The sequence below is a fragment of the uncultured Aliiroseovarius sp. genome, assembly GCF_947492455.1.
Classification (GTDB): Bacteria; Pseudomonadota; Alphaproteobacteria; order Rhodobacterales; family Rhodobacteraceae; genus Aliiroseovarius.
The window spans coordinates 225,848-252,267 of sequence record NZ_CANLNB010000002.1; the positions used below are offsets into that span (position 1 = coordinate 225,848).

Annotated in this window: 30 protein-coding genes and 1 tRNA gene; 18 read left to right on the plus strand and 13 right to left on the minus strand. The window is 59.3% G+C overall.

Annotated features, from left to right (window positions below; translation table 11 throughout):
- The first annotated feature begins 111 nt into the window (after positions 1-111).
- From Q0677_RS04505 to Q0677_RS04535, 7 genes are all read left to right on the plus strand, one after another.
- Positions 112-753, plus strand: coding sequence for a 50S ribosomal protein L21 (locus Q0677_RS04505; protein ID WP_298907489.1), 642 nt, complete (start codon positions 112-114; stop codon positions 751-753).
- A 21-nt stretch (positions 754-774) separates the two neighbouring features.
- On the plus strand, positions 775-1,044 hold the full coding sequence (gene rpmA, locus Q0677_RS04510; protein WP_133488497.1) for a 50S ribosomal protein L27: 270 nt from the start codon (positions 775-777) through the stop codon (positions 1,042-1,044).
- A gap of 199 nt (positions 1,045-1,243) precedes the next feature.
- On the plus strand, positions 1,244-1,783 hold the full coding sequence (locus Q0677_RS04515) for a GNAT family N-acetyltransferase (protein ID WP_298906352.1): 540 nt from the start codon (positions 1,244-1,246) through the stop codon (positions 1,781-1,783).
- Between the two features lie 9 nt (positions 1,784-1,792).
- Positions 1,793-2,347 carry a GNAT family N-acetyltransferase gene (locus tag Q0677_RS04520; protein WP_298906355.1) on the plus strand — a complete coding sequence of 185 codons (555 nt, stop codon included), beginning with the start codon at positions 1,793-1,795 and terminating at the stop codon, positions 2,345-2,347.
- Positions 2,348-2,432: 85 nt separating this feature from the next.
- Complete coding sequence (obgE, locus tag Q0677_RS04525) at positions 2,433-3,467, plus strand: GTPase ObgE (protein WP_298906357.1); 1,035 nt, start codon at positions 2,433-2,435, stop codon at positions 3,465-3,467.
- Positions 3,455-4,561 carry a glutamate 5-kinase gene (gene proB / locus Q0677_RS04530; protein WP_298906360.1) on the plus strand — a complete coding sequence of 369 codons (1,107 nt, stop codon included), beginning with the start codon at positions 3,455-3,457 and terminating at the stop codon, positions 4,559-4,561. Before obgE ends, proB begins: the two co-directional genes overlap by 13 nt.
- Before the next feature lie 40 nt (positions 4,562-4,601).
- Complete coding sequence (locus Q0677_RS04535) at positions 4,602-5,849, plus strand: glutamate-5-semialdehyde dehydrogenase (RefSeq protein WP_298906362.1); 1,248 nt, start codon at positions 4,602-4,604, stop codon at positions 5,847-5,849.
- Between the two features lie 33 nt (positions 5,850-5,882).
- On the opposite strand, the gene Q0677_RS04540 is transcribed toward Q0677_RS04535, so the two are convergent.
- On the minus strand, positions 5,883-6,482 hold the full coding sequence (locus Q0677_RS04540) for a histidine phosphotransferase family protein (protein ID WP_298906365.1): 600 nt from the start codon (positions 6,480-6,482) through the stop codon (positions 5,883-5,885).
- A 27-nt stretch (positions 6,483-6,509) separates the two neighbouring features.
- On the opposite strand from Q0677_RS04540, the gene Q0677_RS04545 reads away from it, so the two are divergent.
- The 3 genes from Q0677_RS04545 to Q0677_RS04555 all read left to right on the plus strand — a co-directional run bounded on the left by Q0677_RS04545 (position 6,510) and on the right by Q0677_RS04555 (position 8,378).
- Positions 6,510-6,698: a DUF3553 domain-containing protein gene (locus Q0677_RS04545; RefSeq protein WP_133488482.1), complete on the plus strand. Its 189-nt coding sequence runs from the start codon at positions 6,510-6,512 to the stop codon at positions 6,696-6,698.
- 79 nt (positions 6,699-6,777) lie between these two features.
- Positions 6,778-7,548 carry a GNAT family N-acyltransferase gene (locus Q0677_RS04550; protein ID WP_298906370.1) on the plus strand — a complete coding sequence of 257 codons (771 nt, stop codon included), beginning with the start codon at positions 6,778-6,780 and terminating at the stop codon, positions 7,546-7,548.
- Positions 7,545-8,378 (plus strand): 1-acyl-sn-glycerol-3-phosphate acyltransferase, encoded by an 834-nt coding sequence (locus Q0677_RS04555; protein ID WP_298906373.1) that lies wholly within the window; start codon positions 7,545-7,547, stop codon positions 8,376-8,378. Before Q0677_RS04550 ends, Q0677_RS04555 begins: the two co-directional genes overlap by 4 nt.
- Here the strand turns inward: Q0677_RS04555 and Q0677_RS04560 are convergent.
- Positions 8,375-9,004, minus strand: coding sequence for a thiamine phosphate synthase (locus tag Q0677_RS04560; RefSeq protein ID WP_298906376.1), 630 nt, complete (start codon positions 9,002-9,004; stop codon positions 8,375-8,377). The two genes, Q0677_RS04555 and Q0677_RS04560, sit on opposite strands and share 4 nt — an antisense overlap.
- Positions 9,005-9,073: 69 nt before the next feature.
- Positions 9,074-9,403 carry a TfoX/Sxy family protein gene (locus tag Q0677_RS04565; protein WP_298906379.1) on the minus strand — a complete coding sequence of 110 codons (330 nt, stop codon included), beginning with the start codon at positions 9,401-9,403 and terminating at the stop codon, positions 9,074-9,076.
- A 55-nt stretch (positions 9,404-9,458) separates the two neighbouring features.
- Here Q0677_RS04565 and Q0677_RS04570 point away from each other — a divergent pair, with 55 nt between their 5' ends.
- Complete coding sequence (locus Q0677_RS04570) at positions 9,459-10,226, plus strand: RNA methyltransferase (protein ID WP_298906381.1); 768 nt, start codon at positions 9,459-9,461, stop codon at positions 10,224-10,226.
- Here the strand turns inward: Q0677_RS04570 and Q0677_RS04575 are convergent.
- On the minus strand, positions 10,223-10,723 hold the full coding sequence (locus Q0677_RS04575) for a disulfide bond formation protein B (protein ID WP_298906384.1): 501 nt from the start codon (positions 10,721-10,723) through the stop codon (positions 10,223-10,225). The genes Q0677_RS04570 and Q0677_RS04575 overlap by 4 nt on opposite strands.
- Complete coding sequence (locus Q0677_RS04580; protein ID WP_298906387.1) at positions 10,720-11,298, minus strand: YqaA family protein; 579 nt, start codon at positions 11,296-11,298, stop codon at positions 10,720-10,722. Before Q0677_RS04580 ends, Q0677_RS04575 begins: the two co-directional genes overlap by 4 nt.
- 448 nt (positions 11,299-11,746) lie before the next feature.
- Between Q0677_RS04580 and Q0677_RS04585 the strand changes: the two genes are divergently transcribed.
- The 6 genes from Q0677_RS04585 (at position 11,747) to Q0677_RS04610 (ending at position 17,269) form a co-directional block, all read left to right on the plus strand.
- A complete protein-coding gene (locus Q0677_RS04585) occupies positions 11,747-12,784 on the plus strand; it encodes a TRAP transporter substrate-binding protein (RefSeq protein ID WP_133488463.1) in 1,038 nt (345 codons plus the stop codon).
- Positions 12,785-12,888: 104 nt separating this feature from the next.
- A complete protein-coding gene (locus Q0677_RS04590; protein WP_298906392.1) occupies positions 12,889-13,473 on the plus strand; it encodes a TRAP transporter small permease in 585 nt (194 codons plus the stop codon).
- Positions 13,470-14,822, plus strand: coding sequence for a TRAP transporter large permease (locus Q0677_RS04595; protein WP_298906395.1), 1,353 nt, complete (start codon positions 13,470-13,472; stop codon positions 14,820-14,822). The genes Q0677_RS04590 and Q0677_RS04595 overlap by 4 nt, the downstream gene beginning before the upstream one ends.
- Before the next feature lie 77 nt (positions 14,823-14,899).
- Positions 14,900-14,985, plus strand: a tRNA-Leu gene (locus Q0677_RS04600).
- Positions 14,986-15,038: 53 nt separating this feature from the next.
- A complete protein-coding gene (locus Q0677_RS04605; RefSeq protein ID WP_298906397.1) occupies positions 15,039-16,169 on the plus strand; it encodes a cystathionine gamma-lyase in 1,131 nt (376 codons plus the stop codon).
- A gap of 440 nt (positions 16,170-16,609) precedes the next feature.
- Positions 16,610-17,269 (plus strand): Hint domain-containing protein, encoded by a 660-nt coding sequence (locus Q0677_RS04610; protein WP_298906400.1) that lies wholly within the window; start codon positions 16,610-16,612, stop codon positions 17,267-17,269.
- On the opposite strand, the gene Q0677_RS04615 is transcribed toward Q0677_RS04610, so the two are convergent.
- From Q0677_RS04615 to Q0677_RS04650, 8 genes are all read right to left on the minus strand, one after another.
- Positions 17,250-17,852 (minus strand): nucleotidyltransferase family protein, encoded by a 603-nt coding sequence (locus Q0677_RS04615; RefSeq protein ID WP_298906403.1) that lies wholly within the window; start codon positions 17,850-17,852, stop codon positions 17,250-17,252. The genes Q0677_RS04610 and Q0677_RS04615 overlap by 20 nt on opposite strands.
- A 3-nt stretch (positions 17,853-17,855) precedes the next feature.
- Positions 17,856-19,211 (minus strand): branched-chain amino acid ABC transporter permease, encoded by a 1,356-nt coding sequence (locus Q0677_RS04620; protein ID WP_298906406.1) that lies wholly within the window; start codon positions 19,209-19,211, stop codon positions 17,856-17,858.
- The gene (locus Q0677_RS04625; protein WP_298906409.1) at positions 19,208-20,218 is read right to left on the minus strand and encodes a branched-chain amino acid ABC transporter permease; all 1,011 of its coding nucleotides are present in this window, start codon (positions 20,216-20,218) and stop codon (positions 19,208-19,210) included. The genes Q0677_RS04620 and Q0677_RS04625 overlap by 4 nt, the downstream gene beginning before the upstream one ends.
- Positions 20,219-20,220: 2 nt before the next feature.
- Positions 20,221-21,048: an ABC transporter ATP-binding protein gene (locus Q0677_RS04630; protein WP_298906412.1), complete on the minus strand. Its 828-nt coding sequence runs from the start codon at positions 21,046-21,048 to the stop codon at positions 20,221-20,223.
- Positions 21,045-21,827 (minus strand): ABC transporter ATP-binding protein, encoded by a 783-nt coding sequence (locus tag Q0677_RS04635; RefSeq protein ID WP_298906416.1) that lies wholly within the window; start codon positions 21,825-21,827, stop codon positions 21,045-21,047. Before Q0677_RS04635 ends, Q0677_RS04630 begins: the two co-directional genes overlap by 4 nt.
- Positions 21,828-21,916: 89 nt before the next feature.
- Positions 21,917-23,107: an ABC transporter substrate-binding protein gene (locus tag Q0677_RS04640; RefSeq protein WP_298906419.1), complete on the minus strand. Its 1,191-nt coding sequence runs from the start codon at positions 23,105-23,107 to the stop codon at positions 21,917-21,919.
- A 101-nt stretch (positions 23,108-23,208) separates the two neighbouring features.
- Positions 23,209-23,721, minus strand: a complete 513-nt coding sequence (locus tag Q0677_RS04645; RefSeq protein WP_298906422.1) for a GNAT family N-acetyltransferase — start codon at positions 23,719-23,721, stop codon at positions 23,209-23,211.
- Positions 23,718-24,704, minus strand: coding sequence for a GlxA family transcriptional regulator (locus tag Q0677_RS04650; protein WP_298906425.1), 987 nt, complete (start codon positions 24,702-24,704; stop codon positions 23,718-23,720). Before Q0677_RS04650 ends, Q0677_RS04645 begins: the two co-directional genes overlap by 4 nt.
- 237 nt (positions 24,705-24,941) lie before the next feature.
- Here Q0677_RS04650 and Q0677_RS04655 point away from each other — a divergent pair, with 237 nt between their 5' ends.
- Positions 24,942-26,315: a class II 3-deoxy-7-phosphoheptulonate synthase gene (locus Q0677_RS04655; RefSeq protein ID WP_298906427.1), complete on the plus strand. Its 1,374-nt coding sequence runs from the start codon at positions 24,942-24,944 to the stop codon at positions 26,313-26,315.
- The last annotated feature ends 105 nt before the right edge of the window (positions 26,316-26,420 follow it).

Consider the following 26,420-nt stretch of genomic DNA (forward strand, 5'->3'; position numbering starts at 1 on the left):
TCCAAAACGAAAGTGGCGGGCGCGCAGTTCGAGGCAATGGAAGGGATGGGCCCTTCGACAAACGCCGGATTTACCCGGGGCCATAGGACGCGGATTATGAAGGAAGATCAAATGTTTGCGGTTCTGAAAACCGGCGGCAAGCAGTATAAGGTCCAGGCTGGCGACGTTCTGCGCGTTGAAAAGCTGGCGGCCGATGCTGGCGAGACAGTCCAGTTCAACGAGATTCTGATGGTCGGTTCGACTGTTGGTGCCCCCACCGTAGAAGGTGCTGGTGTACAGGCAGAAGTCATTGACCAGATCAAAGGCGAAAAAGTCATTCACTTCGTGAAGCGTCGCCGTAAGCACAGCTCGAAGCGCACCAAGGGTCACCGTCAGCAACTGACGCTGCTCCGCGTAACCGACATCCTGGAAAAGGGTGCCGACAAGTCGGGCGTGAAAGCTGCCATCGGTGCAGGTTCGGTTTCGGGTGCTGCTGTTGCAGCGGCTGCTCCGGCCAAAGCGCCTGCAAAGAAAGCAGCTTCGAAGAAAGCCGCCAAGGCAGAAGCACCCGCCGGTGCTGACGATCTGAAAAAGCTGTCGGGCGTTGGCCCCGCGCTTGAGAAGAAACTGCTGGAAGCTGGAATCACCACCTTTGCTCAGATCGCCGCTTGGGGCGAAGCCGAGATTGCCGAGTTCGACGAGAAACTGTCGTTCAAAGGCCGTATCGAGCGTGAAGGCTGGGTAGAGCAGGCCAAAGAACTGGCCAACGGCTAACAAGAGCTAAGGAGAGATAGCATGGCACATAAAAAAGCAGGCGGTTCATCCCGTAACGGCCGCGACTCAGCCGGTCGTCGCCTTGGTGTAAAGAAATACGGTGGTCAGGTTGTGATCCCGGGCAACATCATCGTGCGTCAGCGCGGTACCAAGATGTGGCCGGGTGAAAACGTGGGCATGGGCAAAGATCACACCATCTTTGCAACCAGCGAAGGCACCGTCAAATTCCACAAAGGCCTGAAAGGCCGCACCTTTATTTCGGTTCTCCCGGTGGCGGAGGCCGCAGAGTAAGCCGAAACCTAACGAGGTTGTGAAATTTCAGGGGCCGGCTGTGATAGCCGGCCCCTTTTCTTTTTGTTTTCAGTACTTACTTGCCTGTTCATCCAACGTTCACACGAACGCCCTAAAAGCGCCGAAAACGCAGGTTATGCGTTGGTCTTCACGGGAAGAACGGGCGGTGCATTCAGTGCTTTTCAGAGGAGGGAAAGCCATGAAGCATGTAGATATCAGAACCCAGCCGATCATTCAGGCGGAGCGTTTTGTGCTGCGCCCGGTGCGGCCCTCGGATCTTGGGGCATTGGTCCTGTCTGTGTCGGACAAACGGGTGGCTGAGGCCACGCGCTCGATCCCGCATCCCTTGCCGCCCGGCGTGACCGAGGCGTTTATTGACCGCGCCATGGCCGAGGATCGGAACGAGGATGTCTGGGTTATGGACGGTCTGAACGAGGATCAGGATGACGTTCTGGGCGTGATTACGCTGAACGCGCTGGATCGCGGGCAGAGCCAGCTTGGCTATTGGGTGTCGCCGGGGTTCTGGAACTCAGGCATCGCCTCCGAGGCTGTCTGTGCGCTGATCGAGGCGAACCCGCAGGCCAACAGCACCATCTTTGCGGAGGTTTTTCAGGATAACCCGGCCTCGGCCCGTGTCCTGACCCACGCGGGGTTCGAATATATTGGCGACGCGGAAAGCCATTCGGTAGCGCGCGGCGCCAATGTGCCAACCTGGACCTACATCAGGAAGATGGCGTAACACATTGCCATGGAACAGAATATCCAGATCAGGACGGAACGGTTTGCGCTCCGCCCCCTGACGCCGGATGACGGCGATCAGGTCGTCGCGCTTCTTGACGATATTGAGGTGGCGCGCTGGCTGACGGTTGTGCCGCATCCCTATACGCGGGCGGATTTCGATGGGTTTGTGGACTACCTCGCCAACACCAATCCGCTGGGCGGCTTGGCCATTGACGAGGATGGCGAGGTTCTGGGCGTGGTTGGTCTGGACCCGACACTTGGTTACTGGCTGGGGCGCAAGCATCATGGCCGGGGCGTCATGCGGGAAGCGGCGAGTGCGCTGATTTCGCATGTGTTCGCGACCGCGGATCTGGACCAAATCGGCTCGGGCCATTTCCCCGGCAACCATGCGTCGCGTGCGGTATTAACGGGGCTGGGGTTCCGGGACACCGGGAAGACTGAAAACGCGCATTGTGTTTCGCGTGATTGCGATGAGGTGCTGATCAAGCTCAGCCTGTCGCGTGCGTATTGGGAGGCGCGCGCGCAATCGCCTGATTTCCCACTTTCGCGACCAAAAAGCTGATCCAATTGCCCTTGCTGCAGGCTCTGGACTTGAGCCTCGGCCAATTTCCCTCTATCGCCTGTGACATAACAGAAAGGCGCGCGTCATGAAGTTTCTCGATCTAGCAAAGGTCTATATCCGGTCCGGTTCGGGCGGGTCTGGCTGCGTGTCGTTCCGGCGCGAGAAATATATCGAATATGGCGGGCCGGATGGCGGCGACGGCGGGCGCGGTGGCGACGTCGTGGTCGAGGTGGTTGACGGCCTGAACACTCTGATCGACTTCCGCTATCAACAGCACTTCTTCGCGGGCAATGGCCGCCCCGGCATGGGCAAGCAACGCACCGGCGCGGATGGCGAAGACATCGTCCTGCGCGTGCCTGTGGGCACTGAAATTCTTGACGAGGACGAAGAGACCGTCATCGCTGACCTGACCGAAGTGGGCCAGCGGATTGTCATTGCCAAGGGCGGTAACGGTGGTTTCGGCAACCTGCATTTCACCAGCTCGACCAACCGCGCACCACGTCGTGCCAACCCCGGTTTGGCTGGTGTTGAACGCACGATCTGGCTGCGCCTGAAGCTGATCGCGGATGTGGGCCTTCTGGGTCTGCCCAATGCGGGTAAATCGACCTTCCTTGCCGCGACTTCGAACGCGCGGCCGAAAATTGCGGACTATCCGTTTACCACGCTGCACCCGAACTTGGGTGTTGTCGGCGTCGACGGGGTCGAGTTTGTGGTCGCGGACATTCCGGGCCTGATTGAAGGCGCGTCCGAGGGCAGGGGGCTGGGCGATTTGTTCCTTGGTCACGTCGAACGCTGCGCGGTGCTCCTGCATCTGGTCGACGGCACTACCGAGGACGTGGTCGCCGACTGGCAGACCATCATTACCGAGATCGAAAACTATGGCGACATTCTGGGCGATAAGCCGCGCGTGACTGTCCTGAACAAGATCGACGCGCTGGATGACGATGAACGGTCCGAGAAACTGGCCGCGTTAGAAGAAGCCGTCGGTGGTCCGGTGATGTTGATGTCGGGCGTGGCCCAACAAGGTACCACGGATGTTCTGCGCGCGCTGCGCACCGAAATCTCGGAAGATCGCATTCGCCAGAAGCCGCAAGAGGAAGAAGAGACGTGGCAGCCCTAAGCACGGCAAAACGTGTCGTTGTCAAAATCGGCTCGGCACTGTTGGTGGATGCAGAAACCGGTGCGCTGAAGGCGGATTGGCTTGGCTCGCTCTGTGCGGACGTGGCTGCTTTGAAGGCGCGTGGCGCGGATGTGGTGTTGGTCTCGTCGGGCTCGATCGCGTTGGGCCGTGGCGTGCTTGGCCTGCCGATGGGCGCACTGTCGTTGGAGCAATCTCAGGCGGCTGCGGCTGTGGGTCAGATACGTCTGGCGCGTGCCTATGAAGAGGCGTTGGCCCCGCTGGGTGCCACCACTGCACAGGTTTTGGTGACGCTGGAAGACAGCGCGGATCGCCGTCGCTATCTGAACTCGCGCGCGACGCTGGAAACACTTCTGTCGCTGGGCGTGGTGCCGATCGTGAACGAAAATGACACGGTTGCGACTGACGAAATCCGCTTTGGTGACAATGACCGCTTGGCCGCGCAGGTCGCTGTGACCATTGGCGCGGACCATCTGGTGCTCTTGTCGGATGTGGACGGGTTCTATTCCGGCAACCCTAAAGACGACCCGACGGCCACACGCTTTGACGTGATCGACCAGATCACCCCGCAGATCGAGGCGATGGCGGGCGATGCCGGCACCGGCCTGTCAAAGGGCGGGATGAAGACCAAGGTCATGGCCGCGAAGACCGCGACCGGGGCCGGGTGTGACATGACGATCACCGAAGGGTCTCGGATGAACCCGTTGACCTCGTTGATGGAAGGTGCGGCGGCAACGCTGTTCACCGCACGCACCACGCCGAAAGCCGCACGCAAGCATTGGATCGCGTCGATGAAACCTCAGGGCGTGCTGGTGCTGGATGATGGCGCCGTGCAGGCACTCCGATCCGGCAAGTCGCTGTTGGCGGCGGGTGTCACGGATGTGATTGGCGCGTTCATGCGGGGCGATCCCGTCGATATTCAGGGCGCGGATGGCACCCATTTGGGCGCGGGGTTGGCGGGCTATACGGCAGACGAGGCACGCGCCATCAAGGGCCAGCGCTCCGACCAAATCGAACGCATTCTGGGTCACCCGGGCCGCGCGGCCCTGATCCACCGGGACGATATGTCCCTTTAAAGACAATAAGTTACAAAACCACCTTACTGGAGAAAGCAAGATGAGCGACGACATCAAAACCATGATGACCGACATTGGCACCCGCGCCCGCGCGGCCGCACGTGACCTTGCTTTCGCACCAGCCGAGGCCAAGGAAAAGGCCTTGATGGCCGCTGCCGATGCCTGCTGGGACCGTCGGGATGACATTATCGCCGCCAATGAAAAAGACATGGAGTTTGGCCGCAACAAAGGTCTGTCGGACGCGATGATGGACCGTTTGATGCTGGACGAAGAGCGCATCAAAGGTATGTGCGACGGGCTGCGTGCTGTGGCCGCGCAGGATGATCCGGTGGGAGAAGTGATCGAGGAATGGGACCGTCCCACGGGCCTGAACATTCGCCGCGTGCGTACCCCGTTGGGTGTAATTGGTGTGATCTACGAAAGCCGCCCTAACGTGACCGCAGATGCGGGCGCGCTGTGCCTGAAGGCCGGGAACGCGGTGATCCTGCGGGGCGGTTCGGAAAGCTTCCACTCCGCAGGGCTGATCCATGAATGCCTTCAGGACGGTCTGCGCGCTGCCGGTCTGCCCGAGGACGCCATTCAACTGATCCCGACCCGTGATCGCGCCGCGGTCAGCGAGATGCTGACGATGACCGACTATGTGGACGTGATCGTCCCGCGGGGCGGCAAAGGCCTTGTGGGGCTGGTCCAGCGCGAGGCCCGCGTGCCGGTGTTCGCGCATCTGGAAGGGATCGTGCACATCTATATCGACAAGGATGCGGATGCCGAGAAGACCCGTAAGGTCGTAATGAACGCCAAAACCCGCCGGACAGGGATTTGTGGCTCGGCCGAGTGTCTGCTGATCCACCGCGATGCACAGGATCTGGGGCAGGCGGTGATCGACGATCTGATGGCCGCCGGGGTTGAGGTGCGCGTGGGCGAAGGCCTGACGGGTAGCGTTCCTGCAACCGAAGACGACTGGGGCCACGAGTATCTGGACAGCATTATTGCCGCCAAGCTCGTCGATGATGTGGACGGCGCGATTGATCACATCAACCGCTATTCCTCGTCCCACACGGATGCGATCATGACGGAAGATGATGCGACTGCGGATCACTTCTTCACCCGTCTGGACAGTGCGATCCTGATGCGCAATGCATCGACCCAATTTGCCGATGGCGGCGAGTTTGGCATGGGGGCCGAGATCGGGATTGCCACTGGTAAGATGCACGCGCGGGGGCCGGTGGGCTCTAAGCAGCTGACATCGTTCAAGTATTTGGTCGTCGGCGACGGCACCACACGCGCCTAAATTAAAAGCCGCCCTCAGGGGCGGCTTTTTCGTTCAGAAGGTCAGGCTGATACTCTGGTCAGCGATCTGGACTAAAGCCGTTCGGCCCTGTCGTTGCAGCTCTGGCCGGATCAGCGCGAAATGGACATGGGCAGGCGGCACCTCGAGATCGGGTTTGGCTTCGGACAGCAGGCCCCAAAGATCGGGGTTGATGTTCAAACGCTCGCCGTGCGCCAACATCTGCCAGCGCCCATCAGTGCGCGTGACAGCCAGTTCACCACCCCACGGCATCGCGCTTTCAAAGCATTGCAACGCAAGGAAGGCCAGTTTCACTTCGGTTCGGGGCAGATCGCCCGTGGGCTGCCAGTCGATCTTGGTCTTGCGCCCATCTACACCGGGCGCCAGCACCGCGCGGATTTCTTTTTCGGACAGAGACTGGCCCTCATTCGCGGCGCCAAATGCCACACGGAAAAAACGGATCCGAAGGTTGGCATTGGTCACGCTCTCTGCAATCAGCGCCATTTCCGGACTGTCGCCCATGCCAGAGAGCTGCAACAGCTCTACCCCATTGCCGATTGCGCCTAATGGGGAGATAAGGTCGTGGCAGATACGGGATCCGATCAACGCGGTCAGGTCGCGGTCTTGTTTGGTCATGTTTGAAGCCTGATAGGGAAGAATGTCATGGGATTGGGATCACTTCTTGAGCCGGGAATGCTGGTGCGCCACCCCGAAAAACCCGATTGGGGGCTGGGGCAGGTGCAATCCAATATTGGAGGGCGCGTCACGGTAAACTTCGAACACGCCGGGAAGAAGGTGATCATGATTGAACATGTTGACTTGATGCCTGTATTTACGCCTCCTGAACGCTAAGGTGCCGCGCGGATGCCCATTGTGCGTCCGATGTCTGAGCCATATGAGCTGAACAAGGTTATCAAATGGTTAATTGTCCATGACTGCGCCCGAATTTGAACTGAGACTGGCCCAGAGTGACGCAGATCTGATCGCAGCACAACGGCTGCGTTACGATGTCTTCGTGCGCGAGCTGGGCGGAGACGGGCCTTTGGTGGACCACGAGAACGGGTTGGAACGTGATGCGTTTGATCCGTTCTATGACCATTTGATCCTGTTTGACCACGCGCGCGAAGGATCCCCTGCGGTCGGGGTCTATCGGCTGCTGCGGGGCGAGAAGCTGAACACGCCCGACGGCCCAGAGCGTTTTTACTCCGAGGCCGAGTATGATTTGAGCGTTCTGAAAGCCTCGGGCCGAAAGCTCTTGGAATTAGGGCGGTCTTGCCTACATCCGGACTATCGCGGCGGGCCGGCGATGATGCATCTGTGGGGCGGATTGGCCCGCTATGTGGAAGAGCACGGGATCGAGATCCTGTTCGGCGTGGCCTCGTTTCATGGGACGGATATTGGCGCACTGAAGGCGCCTTTGTCCCTGCTGCATCACCGGCATCTCGCGCCCGAAGCCATTCGGGTGCGCGCCCAGCCAGATGTGTATCAATCGATGGATCTGATGCCGGAAAGCGAGATCGACCGCCCCGCCGCCATGCGCGCGGTTCCGGCACTGATCAAGGGCTACCTGCGTCTGGGTGGGTTCGTGGGTGAAGGCGCGTTCATTGACCATGTCTTCAACACCACCGATGTCTGTCTGATCATCGACATGTCGCTGGTCAATGACCGGTCGCGCGCCATCTATGCGGGGGGCAAAACATGAATGCAACGTGGCAGGGCGGGCACGAGCCGCACGCGTTTCACCCCACGAAATTAGAGTATCTGCGCATTGTTCGGCGTGGATTACCGCTTGGTATTCTGGTTTTCGGCGGGTTGATCTTGCTGCTTCTGGTGCGTCTGTTTGAACGCCCGATCTTTGGCACGCAGAGGCCCATCACGCCGCACATCACACAGTTTGTCTGCCGCAACGCCTTTCGGATCCTTGGGATTCGCTTCGCGACGACCGGAGAGCCGATGCAGCAGAAAGGCGCGGTGGTGGCCAATCACGCGGGGTGGCTGGACATCTTCTCGCTCAATGCCCGCAAACGGGTGTATTTCGTGTCGAAATCCGAAGTCGCGGGTTGGCCGGGCATTGGCTGGCTGGCGCGGGCGACGGGGACGGTGTTCATCAACCGCGACCGGAAAGAGGCACAAAGTCAGATCGAGGTCTTTCGCACCCGTCTGATGGCCGGGCACAAGCTGCTCTTTTTCCCGGAAGGAACGTCTTCGGACAGTCAGCGGGTATTGCCGTTTAAATCTACGCTCTTCGCCGCGTTCTTCACGCCGAACTTGCGGGATTTCATGTGGGTGCAGCCCGTCACGATCCGCTATTTCGCACCGGAAGGCCATGATCCGCGGTTCTATGGCTGGTGGGGGGACATGGAGTTCGGCCCGCATTTGCTCCAGACCTTGGCTGTCAGGCGCCAAGGGCGAGTCGAGCTGGTTTATCACGCTCCGGTCAAGGTCTCGGACTTCAAGGGCCGAAAAGAATTGGCCGCCCATTGCGAGGCGGCCATTCGTGAAGGTCTAGGGGATTTGAACGTCGAACGTTAACCGTCCATTGCGGCCAGCAAGCGGCCCAGCGTGGCCGAGGGATCCTCGGTGCGCCAGATTTCCTCGCCGATGGCGAAAAAGTCGGTGACGGGGGCGAGGGCGCGGATCGTGTCTTCGTCCAGCGCGCCTTCAGCAACCACGGGCACTTCGATCATCTGGCTCCACCAGGCAAACAGGTCATGTTCCGCGCGGGTGCCATCGCCAAGGGGCGTCGATCCGGCGGGGCCAAAGCTGACGTAATCCGCGCCGGTTTCGCCTGCATTCATGCCGTCATGGCGCGAGGCGGCGCAGTAAGCGCCCACAATGGCGTCAGCCCCCAGATCGTCGCGGGTCTTGCGCACGCGGCGCGCGCCATCGCCCAGATGCACACCGTCCAGACCCAGTCGTTCAACCAGCAGCGCATGTTCGGCGATTACGATCGGCACGTCGCGGGCATGGGCGACTTCGCGACAGGCGTCGGCGGCGCGCATGATGCGGTCTTCATCCGTGGTGGCCAACGACAGGCGCAGGCAAGCGGTGTCATAGGTATCCAGCACTTTGGCCAGTGCGGTCGGGAAACGCGACAGCTCGATCTCGGGCGGGGTCACCAGATACAGCTGGGGGCGGTCCTGTTCAGTGTCGGCCATCTGCGCGATCCTTCTTCTTCTTTCTGACAGGCTTCATAGCCGGGTTTGCCGCTATTGCAAGCGTAGGCGTTACTTTGCGGGCAGAGAGGACACGAAATCCACGGCCAGCCGCAGTAATTCCGCGCGGGTGTCGTCATCTGCCATCGCCTCTTCACCGGCATCAATGAAGCCACCCATCGGACGCCCGGTGAAATCCATCTTGCGTGCGCCGGGCAGGGCAAGCGCGGCAGCTTCGTGCTCTTTTCCAACCCGGTACATGGCGCCGTCTTTATGCACGCCACACAGCATGTTGCCGTTCAGCATGAAGGCAATACCGCCGAACATTTTCTTTTCCATCAGATCGGGCCGTTCGCCTAGATCGTCTTTCAGGATTGCATAAAGACCGCTGTCATAAGCCATGGGAAAGCTCCTGCTTGCCGAATGATCCTGCTCAGCGTATCACGCGCCCGAGCAAATGAAAGAGACTGCCGCAATGGATACCCCCGAGACCCAACTGGGACCTCAGCCTGAAATCGTTCTGGTCCGCCCTCAGATGGGGGAAAACATTGGTGCCGCCGCGCGTGCGATGCTGAATTTCGGGTTGGAACGCATGCGGATCATCAACCCGCGTGACGGGTGGCCGAACCAAGCCGCTGTGGCAATGGCGTCGGGTGCGGGGCGGGTTCTGGATGCGGCGAGTGTTTATGACACGCTGGCGGACGGGATCGGCGATTGCGATTATGTCTATGCCACGACGGCGCGGTCGCGTGATCTGGCGAAACCAGTACTCAGCCCGGAACGTGCCATGGAAGAAGCCCGCCAGATGCGTCTACGGGGCAAGAAGGTCGCGGTATTGTTCGGGCCAGAGCGCACCGGGCTGGAAAATGACGAGGTTGCGCGGGCGAATGCCCTGATCTCGGTTCCCGTGAACCCGGAATTTGCCTCGCTCAACCTTGCGCAATGCGTGTTGCTGACCGCCTATGAATATCGCCGCCAGACCCATGAGACCGCGCATCACGTGATGGAATGGGCCAGTAGCGAACCGGCCAGCGCGATTGAGGTCGAGAAGCTGGCCGAGCACTATGAAAAGCGGTTGGACGAGGCCGGGTATTTCTATCCCGAGACCAAGGCCGAGGTGATGAAGATTACCCAACGCAACATGTGGAGCCGCCTGAACCTGAGCCGCCTGGACGTGCAGATGTTCCACGGCATCCTGCGTCAGCTGTTGCGCAACAAGGACTAGTCCGCGCGGCGGGCTGCCGCGATCCACAGCGCCATAAAGACCAACGAGCCAACGGCGTTGAAGTTGGCCATGGTGATGTCCAATGCCTCGATTGGGATCATGTCGGACAGGCGCCACGGGATTTCGTCACAGCGGACCAAGGGGGCTGCTTGGATCTGCGCCAGCAGGTCGTCGACCGACAGGTTGCCCACGCCGCCGCCGGTGCAGGACGACGGGCCCTCCCAAAGTTTCCGTTCAACGCCCGAATGGTAGATGCCAAGTCCGGCGGATACGGCCATGTTCAAGGCACCCACCCAGCGCAAAAGGCGCATCTTGGTGGCCAGTGCGGCTCCGCCCAGTGCGATCGCAATCGCATGGGGCCAGCGCTGCCACAAGCACATTTTGCAGGGCGCATACCCCAAGGACTGGAAGATAAACGCGCCCACCAAGATGCTGGCCGACGCCAAGGCAGCGGTGACGATCAAGGATTTGGTCGAAAGACGATCAAGCAGGGTCATAGGAACTTCACCAGATAGAAACTGCCGACAAGCAGGATGCAGAAGATGGTGAACAGCAGGCCCAGCCTGCGTTCAATGAAGTGGCGGATTGGGGCGCCGAACTTCCACAAAAGCGTAGCTACGATGAAGAAGCGTAGTCCGCGTGCAATAATGCTGGCCACCATGAAGACGGCGAAGTTCAGACCCGTTGCACCCGACAGGATCGTGATAACCTTATAGGGGAAGGGGGTCACACCCGCGATCAGGACAGCCCAAGCGCCCCATTCGTTATAGCGCGTCGCGAACTCGTCGAAATAAGCATCCTTGCCGTAGAATTCCAACACGGGGCGTCCGACGGTCTCGAACATGCCCCAGCCGATATAATAGCCGAACATGCCGCCCAGTACGGATGCGACCAGCGCGACGCCAGCAATCACAAAGGCGCGCGAGGGGCGGGCGATGATCATGGGAATCATCAGAACATCTGGCGGGATTGGAAAGACCGAGCTTTCCAGAAACGCCACCACCGCCAGCGCCCAAAGCGCGTGCGGCGTGTTGGCCAGTCCCATTGTCCAGTCGTAAAGCCGTTTGATCATGCTCGTGCCCTTTTTAGTTGTTCCTGTCGAAACATGCGAGTGGCCCGAGGTCAAGCAAGCTGTTCAATCTGAGCATGTTTCGAGCGGCGAACTGAGCGGGACTGGGCATTCGGGGTGGTGGCGAAACGTGTTGTATTTCACTGCATCGACACATTCACATCAGCCATTTCGTGATTCTTTTGCAATTTTGTACATGATCCACTGTACCTTTTCGTTTCAGGCGAGCCCCAGCGAGCCCGCCACAAAAACCGTAGAAATACCCTGCTTTCAGATATAATGTTGCGAACGCAACGAAAAATGAGTACATAAATTTCAGCGACAGGATCAACAAAGCCGACCGGATGGTCGAATAAGCTTGCACGAGTCAGCCGACCCTGTTTGTATTGTCGTCAATTGCCGAGGAAGGAGCCTTGGCAACTGTAATATACTCGCGTTGGGAGGAAGCGAAATGAAACTTACCATGAAAGCCACCTTGGCCGGTGCCTTTGCACTTGGACTGAGTGCAACCGCCAGCTTCGCACAGGACGTCACGCTGCGCTGCCAGCACTTCCTGCCGCCGAAGGGCTCGACCCCGCTGTACTTCATGGCGCCCTGGGCCGAGAAGATCGAGAAAGACTCGGGTGGTCGCATCAAGGTTGAACTCTATCCGGCAATGCAGCTGGGCGGTAAACCGCAGGCTCTGTATGACCAGATCCGCGATGGCGTTATTGACTGTGGCTGGGCTCTGCCCGCCTATACTCCGGGCCGTTTCCCGGAAGCTGAAGCCTTCGAACTGCCCTTTATGACCTCGCGCAACGCGGCGGCCTCGTCGAAAGCGGCGTGGGAGTTCTCGGAAAAGTACCTGATGGAGCGTATGGGCGACGTCAAACTGCTGGCTGTGCACGTACACGGCCCGGGCGTTATCCACAAAAAAGGCGAGCCGGTCATGGCTCTGGCCGACTTCGATGGTCTGAAACTGCGCGGTCCGTCGCGTCAGGCAAACACCCTGTTTGAAACGCTGGGCGCAACGCCGGTTGGCATGCCGCTCCCGACCTTCCCGGAAAGCCTGTCGAAAGGCGTTGTTGAAGGTGGTGTAATTCCGTGGGAAATCGTACCGCCGCTGAAAGTGCACGAACTGGCTGACAGCCACACCGAGATCCCGGGTGACCGTTCGCTGTACAACACCTTCTTCATCTGGGCGATGAACAAAGACACCTATGCCGGTCTGCCGGATGACCTGAAAGCTGTCATCGACGCGAACTCGGGTCTGGAAGCCTCGGCTTGGGCAGGTGCTTCGTTCGACAAAGGTGACGTGATCGGCCGCGAAATCGTCGCTGGCACCGACAACAAGATCCACGAACTGGACCCGGCTCTGGTGGCTGAAATCCGCGCCATGGGCGACAAGCAAGTTGAAGCTTGGGCCGCTGACATGACCTCGAAGGGTCTGGACGGCGCAGGTATGGTAGCACTGGCAAAAGAGCTGGTCGCGAAGTACTCGGACCAGTGATCTGGTGACACACACAGCTCCGGGCGGCCTGATGGGCTGCCCGGAGTTTTTCTTTCTAGCATAGGCATCTTGGCCTGTGCTGAACGGTTAGAAGGGGGAAAGTCGTGGCAATCGCGAAATCTGCCGAGCTCCGGGTGGGGCGTATCATGGAATTTCTAAGCCGCTGGATGGCGTACTCGGGGGGTGCCGTTCTGGTTGGCATCGCGATGACCACCGTGGTGTCGATCATCGGACGGGCATTGTCGGGCTATGGCCTGTCGCCGGTCAAAGGTGACTTTGAAATCGTCGAGATGGGCTGTGCCGTCGCCGTCTTTGCCTTCATGCCGTGGTGCCAGTTTAAACGCGGCCACGTGACCGTAGACATTTTCATCACCCGCCTGCCTGAGCGCATCCAAGCGCTTTTGGGCTTCATCGGCGACGTATTCCTGACCGGGGCAGCCTTTATCATCCTATGGCGCCTGTGGTTGGGCTTTGGCGAAAAGTTCCCCTTTGGCTCTGACGCCTTCCGCAGCGTATTGGGCATGGGGTCGAAACCCTTCTTTGCCGAAAGTACCTACGAGTTGGAAGTCCCCCTGTGGATCCCCTTCGGCCTGTGCCTGATCGGCGCGGCGTTTTTCCTCGTGGTCGCCATTTATACCACATGGCGATCCTTCAATTGGGTGCTTGACGGCAAGGAGCAGCACGTATGACCGGTATCGAACTCGCAATCGTCGCCTTTGCGCTGATGCTTCTGGCGATCTTCCTGCGCCTGCCGATTGGGCTTGCGATGGGTCTGACCGGTTTCTTCGGAATCTGGTACATGATGGGCCGTCCCTCGGTCACGCTGAGCCAGTTGAAAACACTCTCGTATGACACGTTCTCAAGCTATTCGCTGTCGATCGTGCCGCTGTTCCTCTTGATGGGGCAGTTCGCCACCAAGTCCGGCATGTCAGGCGCGCTGTTCAATGCGGCCTCGGACTGGCTGGGGCACCGCAAGGGCGGCGTGGCAATGGCGGCTGTTGGCGCCTGTGCTGGGTTCGGCGCGGTCTGCGGGTCGTCGCTGGCAACCGCCTCAACCATGGGGCAGGTGGCCTTGCCTGAGATGCGCAAGCGTGGCTACTCGGATGCGCTGTCGACTGGCGTTCTGGCCGCAGGCGGCACGCTAGGCATCTTGATCCCGCCCTCGGTTATTCTGGTGATCTATGCGATCCTGACCGAGCAGAACATCGTGAAGATGTTCATCGCGGCGCTGGTGCCGGGTATTCTGGCGGCGCTTGGCTATATGTTGACCGTGGCCGTTATGGTGCGCATCAACCCGGACAGCGCGACCACGGCGGAACGCGTCCCCTATGCCGAGCGTTTCAAGACGCTTCTGTCGATCTGGCCGGTTGTGGTGATCTTTGGCCTCGTGATGGGCGGGATCGCGGGCGACTGGAACTGGTCGAAAGTGGGCGTGCAAGCGCTGTTTACCCCGACCGAGGGTGCTGCCGTAGGTGCCGTTGCCACTGGCCTGTATGGTGTGATGACCGGCGGTCTGACCTGGAAAGGCTTCTTGGACAGCGTTCTGGCCACCGCGCAATCCACTGCGATGATCTTCTTCATCGTGCTTGGCGCGCAGATCTTCAACTCGTTCCTCGCCTTCACCCAAGCGCCGCAAATGCTGGCAGACTGGGTGTCGGCCCAAGGTTACGCACCGCTTCTGGTCCTGACCATGATGCTGATTGCCTATCTGGTCTTCGGCTGCGTCATGGACAGCCTGTCGATGATCCTCCTGACCATCCCGATCTTCTATCCGATCATCGAGGTTCTGGACTTCGGCCTGACCCCGGAAGAGGCCGGTATCTGGTTCGGTATCCTTGCCCTGATCGTGGTTGAGGTCGGATTGATCACCCCGCCGGTTGGGATGAACCTGTTCATCATCAACTCGATGGCCCGCGACATCCCGATGAGCGCGACCTATCGCGGCGTTGCCCCCTTCGTTTTGTCCGACCTGATCCGCGTGGTGGTTCTGGTAGCATTCCCCGGGATCACGCTGTGGCTGGTCGGGGTCTTGTTCTGACGACAAAAAATAGCACGGGGCAGGGGCGGAAATGCCGTTGACCTTGCCCCGTGGCTTGGATATCCAAACCGAACAGTGCCCAAGTGGCGGAATGGTAGACGCAGGGGATTCAAAATCCCCCGCCTTCACGGGCGTGTGGGTTCGAGTCCCACCTTGGGCACCACTTTCCCGCCGAATTCGTGATACATGACTGCCGGTGGCTGACCGGAGCATGCTATGCGCAAAACACCTAAAGATCTCAATCCGTTGGCCCGTGCGGCCGAGCTGTTGCACCACCGCGGCCAAGGCCTGTCCAAGGGCGATCCTATTGCGCTGCCGATCACCACGAGTTCGATGTTTCATCTGCCCGGAGATCCCGCTGGCACACCCGGCTATGGCCGTGTGGACAATCCCACGTGGGAGGCGCTGGAAGACGCGCTGGCAATCTTGGAAGACGCGCCCTGCGTCGCGCTTCCGTCGGGGATGGCGGCTATCTCGGCGGCGTTGTTTGCCACGCTGGGGGCGGGCAAGCGCCTGTTGGTGCCCTCGGACGGGTATTACGTCACCCGGGTGCTGTCGTCCGAATTTCTGGCCACGTTTGGCGTAGAGGTCACCGAACGCCCCACCGCACAGTTTGCCGAGGGCGGATTTGCCGGGTTTGACGTAGTGTTTATCGAGACGCCCTCGAACCCCGGTCTCGACCTGTGTGATCTGCAAGCGATCTGTGCCGAGGTGCGCGCGGCAGGCGGGATCAGCATCGTCGACAACACAACATTGACCCCGTTTGGACAGCGCCCACTGGATCTTGGCGCAGACGTGGTCGTAGCCTCGGATACCAAGGCGCCGGGTGGGCATTCGGACCTTCTGATGGGCCATGTGGCGACCCATGATGAGGCATTGCTGGCGCGGGTAAAAGATTGGCGAAAAATGTCCGGCGCAATCCCATCTCCGCACGCCGCGTGGGCGCTCTATCGTGGGCTTGAGACGCTGGAACTGCGCTTTACCCGTATGTGCGACACCGCCGAGGTGATTGCCCCTGTTCTGGCTGCTCATCCTGCCATTCAGGCGACGCGCTTTCCGGGCCTTCCCACCGATCCATCGCACAATCTGGCAACAACACAAATGGCCCGTTTTGGCTTCCTGATCGGCATTGATCTGGGCTCTGAAGAGCGTGCTGAACGCTTTATTACGCAAAGCCACTATCTGCGCCCCGCGACCTCGTTTGGGGGCGTCCACAGCTCAGCCGAGCGGCGTGCGCGCTGGGGGGATGACGTGCCTGATGGCTATGTGCGCCTGTCTGTTGGGTGCGAGCCACCGGAGGTGCTGTTGAAGGATCTGACCGATTCCCTTGATCAGCTTGACGGCTAGACGGCCCTGCCTTTTTTGCGCCGCATTTCTTTTAAATTGGACGCTTCACTCTACCGGAGATCAGCGACGTTATGAGTAGATCAATACATGCGCGTGGCAAGATCGTGAAAGGTGAACACGTTTGTGTGGAACTTCGCGCGTTTCAGAAACGATCGGCAGTTGCGTATTACGGCTACGCAGGATTGGCCGCACCTTGAAGCTCTAATATTTAACGCATAAACAGTGGCTTGCGCTAGAACGCTTGGACCCAATGGTCCTTCCTGAATCTTAACGAGCGCACATGAAAACCAAAAAACCGGTTTCTTTGCCGCTGTTTCACACTTTAGGCACGTTCTTCCTGTAAATTCCCCCTAATGAGAGCTGGAAAAACAGCTACCCAACCATCAAGACGAGTTACGGCGAACACTTTGGTATTTCGTGATTTCAGAATTGAGGACGACTTGAGCATATCGTGGCCGGGGGTGCCGGCTGTCGGGAATGACACGTCCGTTTCGACGCAAAATGAATCGCGTCGTGCGACCCTGAGCGGGGTGCTGTCTGGCATTTCTGCCAATACGATGGTTGAAACGGCACGCGGAGCAGTGCCCGCACGGGCGCTTCAGGCCGGAGATCAACTGCGCACGCTGAAAGGGCGGTTTGCTCCCATTCGCTGGTTGGGCCACTCGGCCATGTCCAAGTCCCGAAACACCGCGCCGATCCGTTTCCCCGAGCTTTCGGGTGGCCAGACCGGCGCGTTGCTGACTCCTGGAACATTGGTTCTGGTCGACCACCCGTTCTGTGAAATGCTGACAGGCGAAGCACAGGTGGTCTGCACCGCCGACATGCTTTCCGAGTTCGGGCAGGCAAAGGCGGATACGACGGTGTCGCCCATGATGGTCCACATTCTTCTCGACAAGACCGAGATGATCCGCTGTGGCGACTATTGGGTAGAAAGCCTGATCCCCGAGATTGAGCTGATCCGCCGTGACGCACCAGACGTGGCCGATGAAATTCTGGACGCGTGTCCCAGATTGCGCAGCCGCCAAGGAATTGCCTCTTATCTGCGGGACCATCTGGTGATTGATCGGCGCGAGGCGAGCGTTATTTTCTCGGGTGCGTAAGCACGCCTTCTTCCCAAACTGTCCAATCCTCGGGCGTGTCCAGATCCCGCACGGCGTTCTGGCCGGGCAGGGGATGCAGGTCGACGGGCTCGGTCTTCAGCAGATCCCGCGCTCCAATATCTCCGGACAAAGCCTCGAGTTGGGAACGGTAGCGCGCCGGAAAGATCACCGGATGGCCCGGTGCCCCCGCCTCGGTCGCAGCGCAAAGGATCGTTTTTCCGTCAAATCGGGCCATCAGGGCGCGCAGATCGTTCGCGGTCACATCGGGCAAGTCAGACAGCAAGATCATAATGCCTGCGATATCATCGGGCAGCACGCGTATGGCGGTTGAAATGCTGTCACCCATGCCCTGTGCCGTACCGGAGACCTGCACGGGGGTGCCAGAGGCTTTCGCGACAAGCTCGGACTTCTGAGGGTCCTCGGAGATGGCCACAAATGGCACAGTCCCAGCAGCACGAATTGTGTGGATGCGGTTTTCTAAAAGGCGCTCCCCGCTTGGAAGGCGCCTCAGAAGTTTGTCCTGTCCCATGCGGCGGGACTGACCGGCGGCCAACAGCACAATCGCTATATTGGCCGCCGTCATGGTTTACTTCTCGGGGATCAGGCCACGCGGGCTGAACCGCAGAACCAGAAGCAGCACGATCCCCATCGAGAACAGGCGCATATGCGCCGCGGAGTCGATCAGGTGGGCTTTCAACGCCGAACCATCGTCTAGCCCCATCGTCACGACCGACATCAGCCAGTTGCCGATGGGCTCAACCTGGATCCACAGGAACCAGATCAGGAATGCGCCCAGAACCGAGCCTAGGTTGTTGCCCGATCCGCCGACGATCACCATCACCCAGATCAGGAAGGTGAAGCGCAGGGGCTGATACGTGCCCGGCACCAGCTGGCCGTCCAGCGTGGTCATCATCGCACCTGCCAGACCGCAGAGGGCCGAGCCAAGAACAAAGATCTGCAGGTGGCGTTTGGTGACGTCCTTGCCCATAGCCTGCGCCGCGACCTCGTTATCCCGAATGGCGCGCATCATGCGGCCCCAGGGCGAGTTCAGCGAGAGTTGCGCAAGAATGATCAACGCCACCAGAACGACCGTGAACAGCGCTGAATAGGACAGCTTCACCGCAAGGGTCGACGCCGTGGTGACATCCAAACCAAGGCTATCCGCGCGGGCCACGAAATCAGCGCTCTGCTGCAGGTCAACCTCGTAAGGAACCGGGCGGGGCAGGCCGATCACGTTCTTCACGCCGCGGGCCAGCCAGTCTTCGTTCTTGATGACGGCAATGACAATTTCCGAGATCCCAAGCGTCGCAATCGCCAGATAGTCAGAGCGCAGCCCCAGCGCGGTTTTGCCGACGACCCACGCTGCACCGGCGGCCAGCAAGCCCCCTATGGGCCATGCCAGAACGGTCATATAGCCATGCGCTTTGTAATTCTCCGGACCGCCGGGGTTCAGGCCGCCAAGATACCCGGTTTGCGCGGGATTGATCGCTTCGACACCGGCGACACCCGCATCAAAGATATAGCGGTAGACGAAGAACCCCACGATCAGCGTGGCCAGTGTCGCCAAGGTGCGGTTGCGGCCCGCCGCCATGCGTGTGCGCAGAAGCACCGCCGCAACAACCGTGGCGGCGCCAACCAAAAGGCCGAAAACGATACCCACGCCGCCTTGGCTCCACGCGCCGGGCGTGGTGGGCATGGACACAAGCACGGTGGCCAAGCCACCAAGTGCGACGAAGCCCATGATACCGACGTTGAACAGGCCCGCGTAACCCCATTGAAGGTTCACGCCCAAAGCCATGATCGCGGAAATCAGCGCCATGTTCAGGATGGTCAGGGATGCGTTCCAGCTGCCTGCAAAGATCCACCAATCGGTCGATCCCTGAAGGATGAACAAAAGCGCGACCGCGCCAAACAGAAGCGGCGTACGAAGAGATTGGCTCATACCGATTGCCCCTTGAATAGACCGGTGGGTTTGAACAGCAAAACGACGATCAGGATCACGAAGCTGACCGCGAATTTATAGTCGGTGGACATCAGCTGAACGAGGCCCGACGGTTCCAGGCTTTCAGGCAGCAGATAGACCGCGACTTTCTTCCACGCATAAGTGATCGTCACCTCAGAGAACGCAATCACGAACCCACCCGCGATGGCGCCTAGTGGGTTGCCCAGACCGCCAACGATCGCCGAGGCAAAGATGGGCAGCAGAAGCTGGAAATAGGTGAAAGGTTTGAAGGTCTTATCAAGCCCATAGAGCGTGCCCGCGATGGTAATCAGGGCGGCAACGATGATCCATGTGATCATCACCACGCGCTCGGGGTTGATGCCTGACAAAAGCGCCAGATCCTCGTTGTCGGAAAACGCCCGCATCGACTTGCCGGTGCGGGTGCGGTTCAGGAACCAGAACAGCGCAACAACCACGATAATCGCGGTCACGATGGTGATGCCCTGCGAGGTTTTGAAGGCCAGACCTTCGTTCAGCCCCGTGGCGTTCTTGAAGTCACGTGCGCGGATGATGAAGCGCTCGCCATCGGCAAAACGTTGATCACCCGGCCCGATGATGAAGCGCACAACGCCGTTCATAATGAACATCACACCCATCGAGGCCATGACGAACACGATCGGCTTGGCCTTCACGCGGCGGTAAAAGCGGTACACGACGCGATCGGTTGCGATCAGCAAGAGCGCGGTGAATAAGATCCCGAAGGGCAGGGCCAAAAGCGCGGTCGGCAGCGGATGGATCGAGATACCCATCGACTGGAACCACCAGGTAAACAGGATCGTCACCATCGCTCCGAAAGCCATCGTGTCGCCATGGGCGAAGTTCGAAAAGCGCAGGATGCCATAGATCAGCGTGACCCCAAGCGCGCCAAGCGCCAGCTGGCTACCATAGGCGATCGCGGGGATCAGTACAAAGTTGGAAAGCGCGACAAGCGCGTTCAGAAAGTCCATTCTTAGCCTCCCAAGAACGATTGGCGGACTTCGGGGTCGGCCAGAAGGTCTTTGCCCGATCCAGTATGCGCGTTGCGTCCCTGTACAAGGACATAGCCTTTGTCAGCGATTTCAAGTGCTTGACGGGCGTTTTGTTCGACCATCAGGATCGAGATACCGGTGCGGGCGACCTCGATGATGCGGTCGAACAGCTCGTCCATGACGATGGGGCTGACGCCCGCGGTGGGCTCGTCCAGCATCAGAACCGTCGGTTTGGTCATCAGCGCGCGACCCACGGCCACCTGCTGACGCTGACCGCCTGACAGTTCGCCCGCGGGCTGGTTGCGTTTGTCGCGCAGGATCGGGAACAGCTCATAGACCTGCTCGATGGTGTCCTGAATGTCATCCTCGCGGATGAACCCACCCATCTCGAGGTTCTCTTCCACCGTCATCGAGGTAAAGATGTTGTGGGTCTGCGGCACAAAACCCATGCCCTTGCGCACCCGCGCCTGCGGGGACAGATCAGTGATGTCCTCACCCCCCAGACGGACCGAGCCCTGACGCAGGTTCAGCATCCCGAACACCGCTTTCATGCCAGTGGATTTACCTGCGCCGTTAGGGCCGACAATCACGGCAATCTCGCCCTTGTCGACAGCAATGGTACAGTCGTGCAGGATGTCGGGGCCTGATTTGCCATAGCCGCCGGTCATGCTGTCGCCGATCAGGAATGCCTCTTGCGTATGCATTTCGTGGCCGGTTCCCGTGGCGGACACCAGCGTCCCTGATCCCTTTGGATTGACGATAGAGGCATCTTTGTTGCCACGATCATCCTGATATGGATTCCCGCTCATGCGCCCACTTTGTCCTTATTTTTCAAGCCGGTGCCCAGATAGGCCTCGATCACCTGTTCGTTGGCCTTGATCTCGGCCAGAGTGCCTTCCGCCAGCACTTTGCCTTCGGCCATACAGATCACGGGGTCACAGATCTTCTCGATGAAATCCATGTCGTGTTCGATGACCACGAAGGTATAGCCGCGCTCTTCGTTAAGACGTTTGATCGCATCCGCGATGGTGTACAGCAGCGTGCGGTTCACCCCGGCACCAACCTCGTCCAGGAAGACGATTTTCGCGTCCACCATCATGGTGCGTCCCAGTTCCAGCAGTTTCTTCTGCCCGCCCGAAATCTCGCCTGCGCGCAGGTCGGCGATGTGCGAGATCGTCAGGAACTCCAGAACCTCATCGGCCTTTGCTCGCAAGGCACGTTCTTCGTCCGCGATACGTTTACGGCCAAACCACGTGTTCCAAAGCTGTTCGCCCGACTGACCGCCGGGGACCATCATCAGGTTCTCGCGGCAGGTCATCGAGCCGAATTCATGCGCGATCTGGAAAGTGCGCAGAAGGCCCTTGTGGAACAGCTCGTGCGGGGGCAGGCCGGTGATGTCTTCACCCGCCATGGTGATCCGACCCGAGGTCGGCTTCAACACGCCCGCGATGACGTTAAACAGCGTCGTTTTTCCCGCGCCGTTGGGGCCGATCAGTCCGGTGATGGACTTATCCTGGATGGTCAGGGTTGCCCCATCGACGGCGCGAAAGCCGCCAAAATGCTTGTGGACATCCTCGATGACGATCATTTGTATTCTCCTGCCACTTTAAGTTTATGGCGTAACTTACGGAAACAGCCCGGAAAACTCCGGGCTGCTTCGTGATTATGTGGGTCGGTTTAGTGGAAGCCGACTTCTTTGAATTCGCCACCTTCGATGACGACTTCACGGTAGCTACCGCCGCTTTCACCGGCACCGATCAGCTCGACGTCCGAACCACCAACATAGTCGATGTCGCCACCGTTCGACAGGATTTCCAGCGCTTTGGCCAGTTCACCCGGTCCGATCGGCTCACCCGGAGCGTTGGCAACTTCCAGAATGGCTTTCGAAACCGAGGCACCGTCCGTGGCGCCTGCTTTGTGCATGCCTAGCAGCAGAACAGCAGCCGAGTCGTAGCCTTCTTTGGCGTAGACCGAGCCACCGTCAATACCGGCTGCTGCCAGCATCTCTTCCAACTTCACGGCGCCGTCGTTCTGCGATGCAGGGTGCTGGCCGAAGCTGCCGTCCAGATCCGTGCCGAACTTGGCGGTCAGAGCGTCGGTGACCATGCCGTCGGGCAGGACAAACGTGTCAAACGCGCCGCTGTCCAGTGCGCCTTGGATCACGCCTGCACCACCTTGGTCTGCATAGCCCGCAACAACCAGTGCATCACCACCAGCCGAGGCCAGCGCGCCAACTTCAGCCGAGTAGTCGGCTTTGCCGTCTTCGTGGGCGGCGTTGATGGTGACCGCGCCACCAGCAGCTTCGAAAGCTGCAGCAAAGCTGTCAGCCAGGCCTTTGCCGTAGTCGTTGTTGGTATAGGTCACGGCAACCGAGTTGATGCCTTTGCCCATGATGATGTCCGCCATCAGTTCACCCTGACGGGCGTCCGAGGGGGCCAGACGGAAGAACAGGCCGTTGTCTTCCAGCGTCGACAGGGCCGGCGAGGTGGCCGAGGGCGACACCTGGGCGATACCGTTCGGCATCGACACGCCGGTCAGAACGGCGCCGGTTGCGCCCGAGCACATGGCGCCAACGATGCCGGCAACGCCTTCACCGGTCACCAGACGTTCAGCTGCAGCGGTTGCAGCTGCCGAATCGACACAGGTCGAGTCCGCACGCACCGGCATGACAGCCTTGCCGCCCATGAACTTGCCGCTGTCGCTGATTTCTTTGATCGCAGCTTCAGCACCACCAGCAATCGGCGGGGCCAGAGATTCCAGAGGGCCGGTGAAGGCCAGAAGAACGCCGATCTTGACGGCATGATCGTCAGCAAACGCAGCGCCGCAGGTCAAAGCAGAGGCTGCGGTTGCGAGCAGAAGTTTTTTCATTTTGTGTACTCCCAATTGGAAAATTCCGGTCTCGACCCTAGGCGCGGACATCGGAAAAGAAAAGGCCGAAGCAGGCGATTTGCTTAAAAAAACGCCAGTATTTACGGGCCGTCAGGATCCGGTCGCAGCAAGGTGTAATAGTCGCTGTCGCACCATTCTCCATTGATCTGGATTGTGGCGCGCGCGGAATGCGTCAGCTTGAATCCGAAATGCGTCAGCAACCGTGCTGATGCCGAATTTCTGGGGTCAATTTCAGCAGTGATTTCATTTAGATCGGGGAAGCGCTCCCAAGTCGCTGAGATAATCGCCTCGAGCGCTTCGCGCGCTAGGCCTTGCCCCCAGTATTCAGGATGCAGGATGTAACCAACTTCCGCGATGCGCCACAGCCCGGCTTTTCCAATCACTTCACCGTTCCGTTCTAAGACGAATTCCAAACCGGTTTCAGCAGACGAGGCGATCATACCATTCAGGGTCTTTTCCGTTTTGGAAAGATGGTCGTGTGCCGAATGGCTCCAATACCTCATCGCATCTGGGTTCGAAAATACCTGATTAAGAGCCGTCAAGTCTTCGGGCTTTGGCGGTCGGAGTAAAAGTCGGCTGGTTCGCAGGATCACGCAGGTTTAGCCCCACGGCTGCCGCGTTCACGATAGGGCGTGGTGTCATAATGCGACCGGTAGCATTTCGAGAAATGCGAAGGGCTGGAGAAGCCACAGGACAGGGCCACGTTGATCACGCTCATATCAGTCTGCATCAGCAGGTTGCGCGCTTTTTGCAGGCGCAATTCCATGTAATAGCGCTTGGGCGAACGGTTTAGATAACGACGGAACAGTCGTTCCAGCTGACGTGTGGACATGCCTACCTCACTGGCCAGAACCGAGGGCGAGATCGGCTCTTCGATATTGGCTTCCATTTTACGGATCACATCGGAAAGCTTGGGGTGTCGGACTCCGATGCGGGTGGGCACGGAAAGGCGCTGGCTGTCGCTTTCAGTGCGGATCGTCGTATAGATCTGTTGATCGGCCACCACGTTGGCCACGTCTTCGCCCTGATCCTCGGCGATGACCTTTAGGATCAAGTCAATCGCTGCAGTACCACCTGCCGCCGTCATGATCTTGCCATCAACCACGAAGACACGTTTGGTCAGCTCGACCTCATCGAACTCTTCGGTGAAGCTGTCGTGGTTTTCCCAGTGGATCGTTGCGCGCTTGTCATTCAGAAGTCCGGCCTTTGCCAGAATATGCGCGGCGGTACACAGACCTGCGATACGCACCCCGCGACGCGCTTCGCGCCGCAACCAGTTCAACAGTTTGGTGCTGCATTTGCTTTGCACGTCGACGCCAGACACCAAAACCAGCGTGTCATCACGGCGGAGTTCCTCAAGCGGGCCATCGGCCAGAAAGCTGGGACCAGCAGAGGAGGTAACTTCTCCGCCGTCTTCGGACAGTATCACCCAGTCATAAAGTTTCGTCCCGCTGGCACGGTTTGCGATCCTGAGCGCATCAACAGCGCCCGCGAAACTTAGAAGGGTGAATCCGTCAACAAGAACGAACACAAACCGATGCGTGGCTTGTGCATTCATCTCTGACAGTTTGGCCATCCGACTCACCCTTTTCTTCATGGGTTCTATAAAGGTAGCGACGAATTCAGCAGGTTTAGAGGCCCGCAGCAAGTCGCTTTTTTGCCGATCATAACTTAGCAATGCTAATACGACAAACGATGGGAATTTTCCGTCACATTCCTGTTTCACAACTCTGTTTGCACGTAAACGCCGGACAGGATAGAAGGGGCGTCGCCCCATATCGCGGGCGAAGACAGACAGTTTACGGAGAAAATCATGACGGAGTGGGACAAGTCGACCTGGCGCAACAAGCCAAGGGTACAGATGCCAGACTATACCGATCCGGCCGCACTGGCCGAGGTCGAGGCGCAACTTGCAAAGTATCCGCCCTTGGTTTTTGCCGGCGAGGCCATGCGCCTGCGCGAAGAATTGGGCCGCGCGTCGCGTGGTGAAGCGTTCCTGCTGCAAGGCGGGGACTGCGCTGAAAGCTTTGCGGATTTCTCGGCCGATGGCATTCGCGACACGTTCAAAGTGATGCTGCAGATGGCGATGGTCCTGACCTTCGGCGCCAAGGTGCCGGTGGTCAAAGTAGGCCGTATGGCCGGTCAGTTCGCCAAACCGCGCTCGGCTCCGACCGAGACCGTGGATGGCGTCGAGCTGCCCAGCTACCGCGGTGACATCATCAACGAGCTAGACTTCACCTCGGATGCCCGCATCCCGGATCCGCAGAAGATGCTGCAGGCCTATACGCAATCGGCGGCGACGCTGAACCTGCTGCGCGCGTTCTCGACCGGTGGTCTGGCGGATGTGCATCAGGTGCACAAATGGACGCTGGACTTCACCGCCTCGGGCGAGGCCGAAAAGTACCGCGCGATGGCCGAGCGTATTCAGGACAGCCTGGATTTCATGCAATCGGCTGGTGTGACCGCCGACCGTATGCACACGCTGCAGACCGTAGATTTCTACACCTCGCATGAAAGCCTGCTTCTGGAGTATGAAGAGGCGCTGACCCGTCTGGATGCCACCACCGGCAAGACCGTAGCGGGTTCTGGCCACATGCTGTGGATCGGCGACCGTACTCGCCAGCCCGACGGCGCACATGTGGAATTCCTGCGCGGCGTGATCAACCCGATCGGCCTGAAATGTGGTCCGACCACCACCGCGGAAGATCTGAAGATCCTGCTTGAGAAGCTGAACCCGGAAAACGAAGCAGGCCGTCTGACCCTGATCGCTCGCTTTGGTGCGGGTAAAGTTGGCGAACACCTGCCGCGCCTGATCAAGACCGTGCAGGAAGAGGGAGCCAATGTCGTTTGGTCCTGTGATCCGATGCATGGCAACACGATCAAATCGGCCTCGGGCTATAAAACCCGTCCGTTCGACAGCGTGCTTAAGGAAGTGCAAGAGTTCTTCGCCGTCCACAAGGCCGAAGGCTCGGTCCCCGGCGGTGTGCATTTCGAGATGACCGGCTCGGACGTAACCGAATGCACGGGCGGCGTTCGTGCTGTGACCGACGAAGATTTGTCGGATCGTTATCACACCGCATGCGACCCGCGCCTGAACGCCAGCCAGTCGCTGGAACTGGCCTTCTTGGTCGCAGAAGAGCTGTCGGCCCGCCGCAATGGTGATGCCTTGGCCGCCAAAGCCAGCTAAGCGTCACCATAGATCGAAAAAGTAAACGCCCCGGCAATATCGCCGGGGCGTTTCTATTTGCCCGAAGCAGTGCAGAACGCCCCTTGCTCCCACATACAGGCAAAA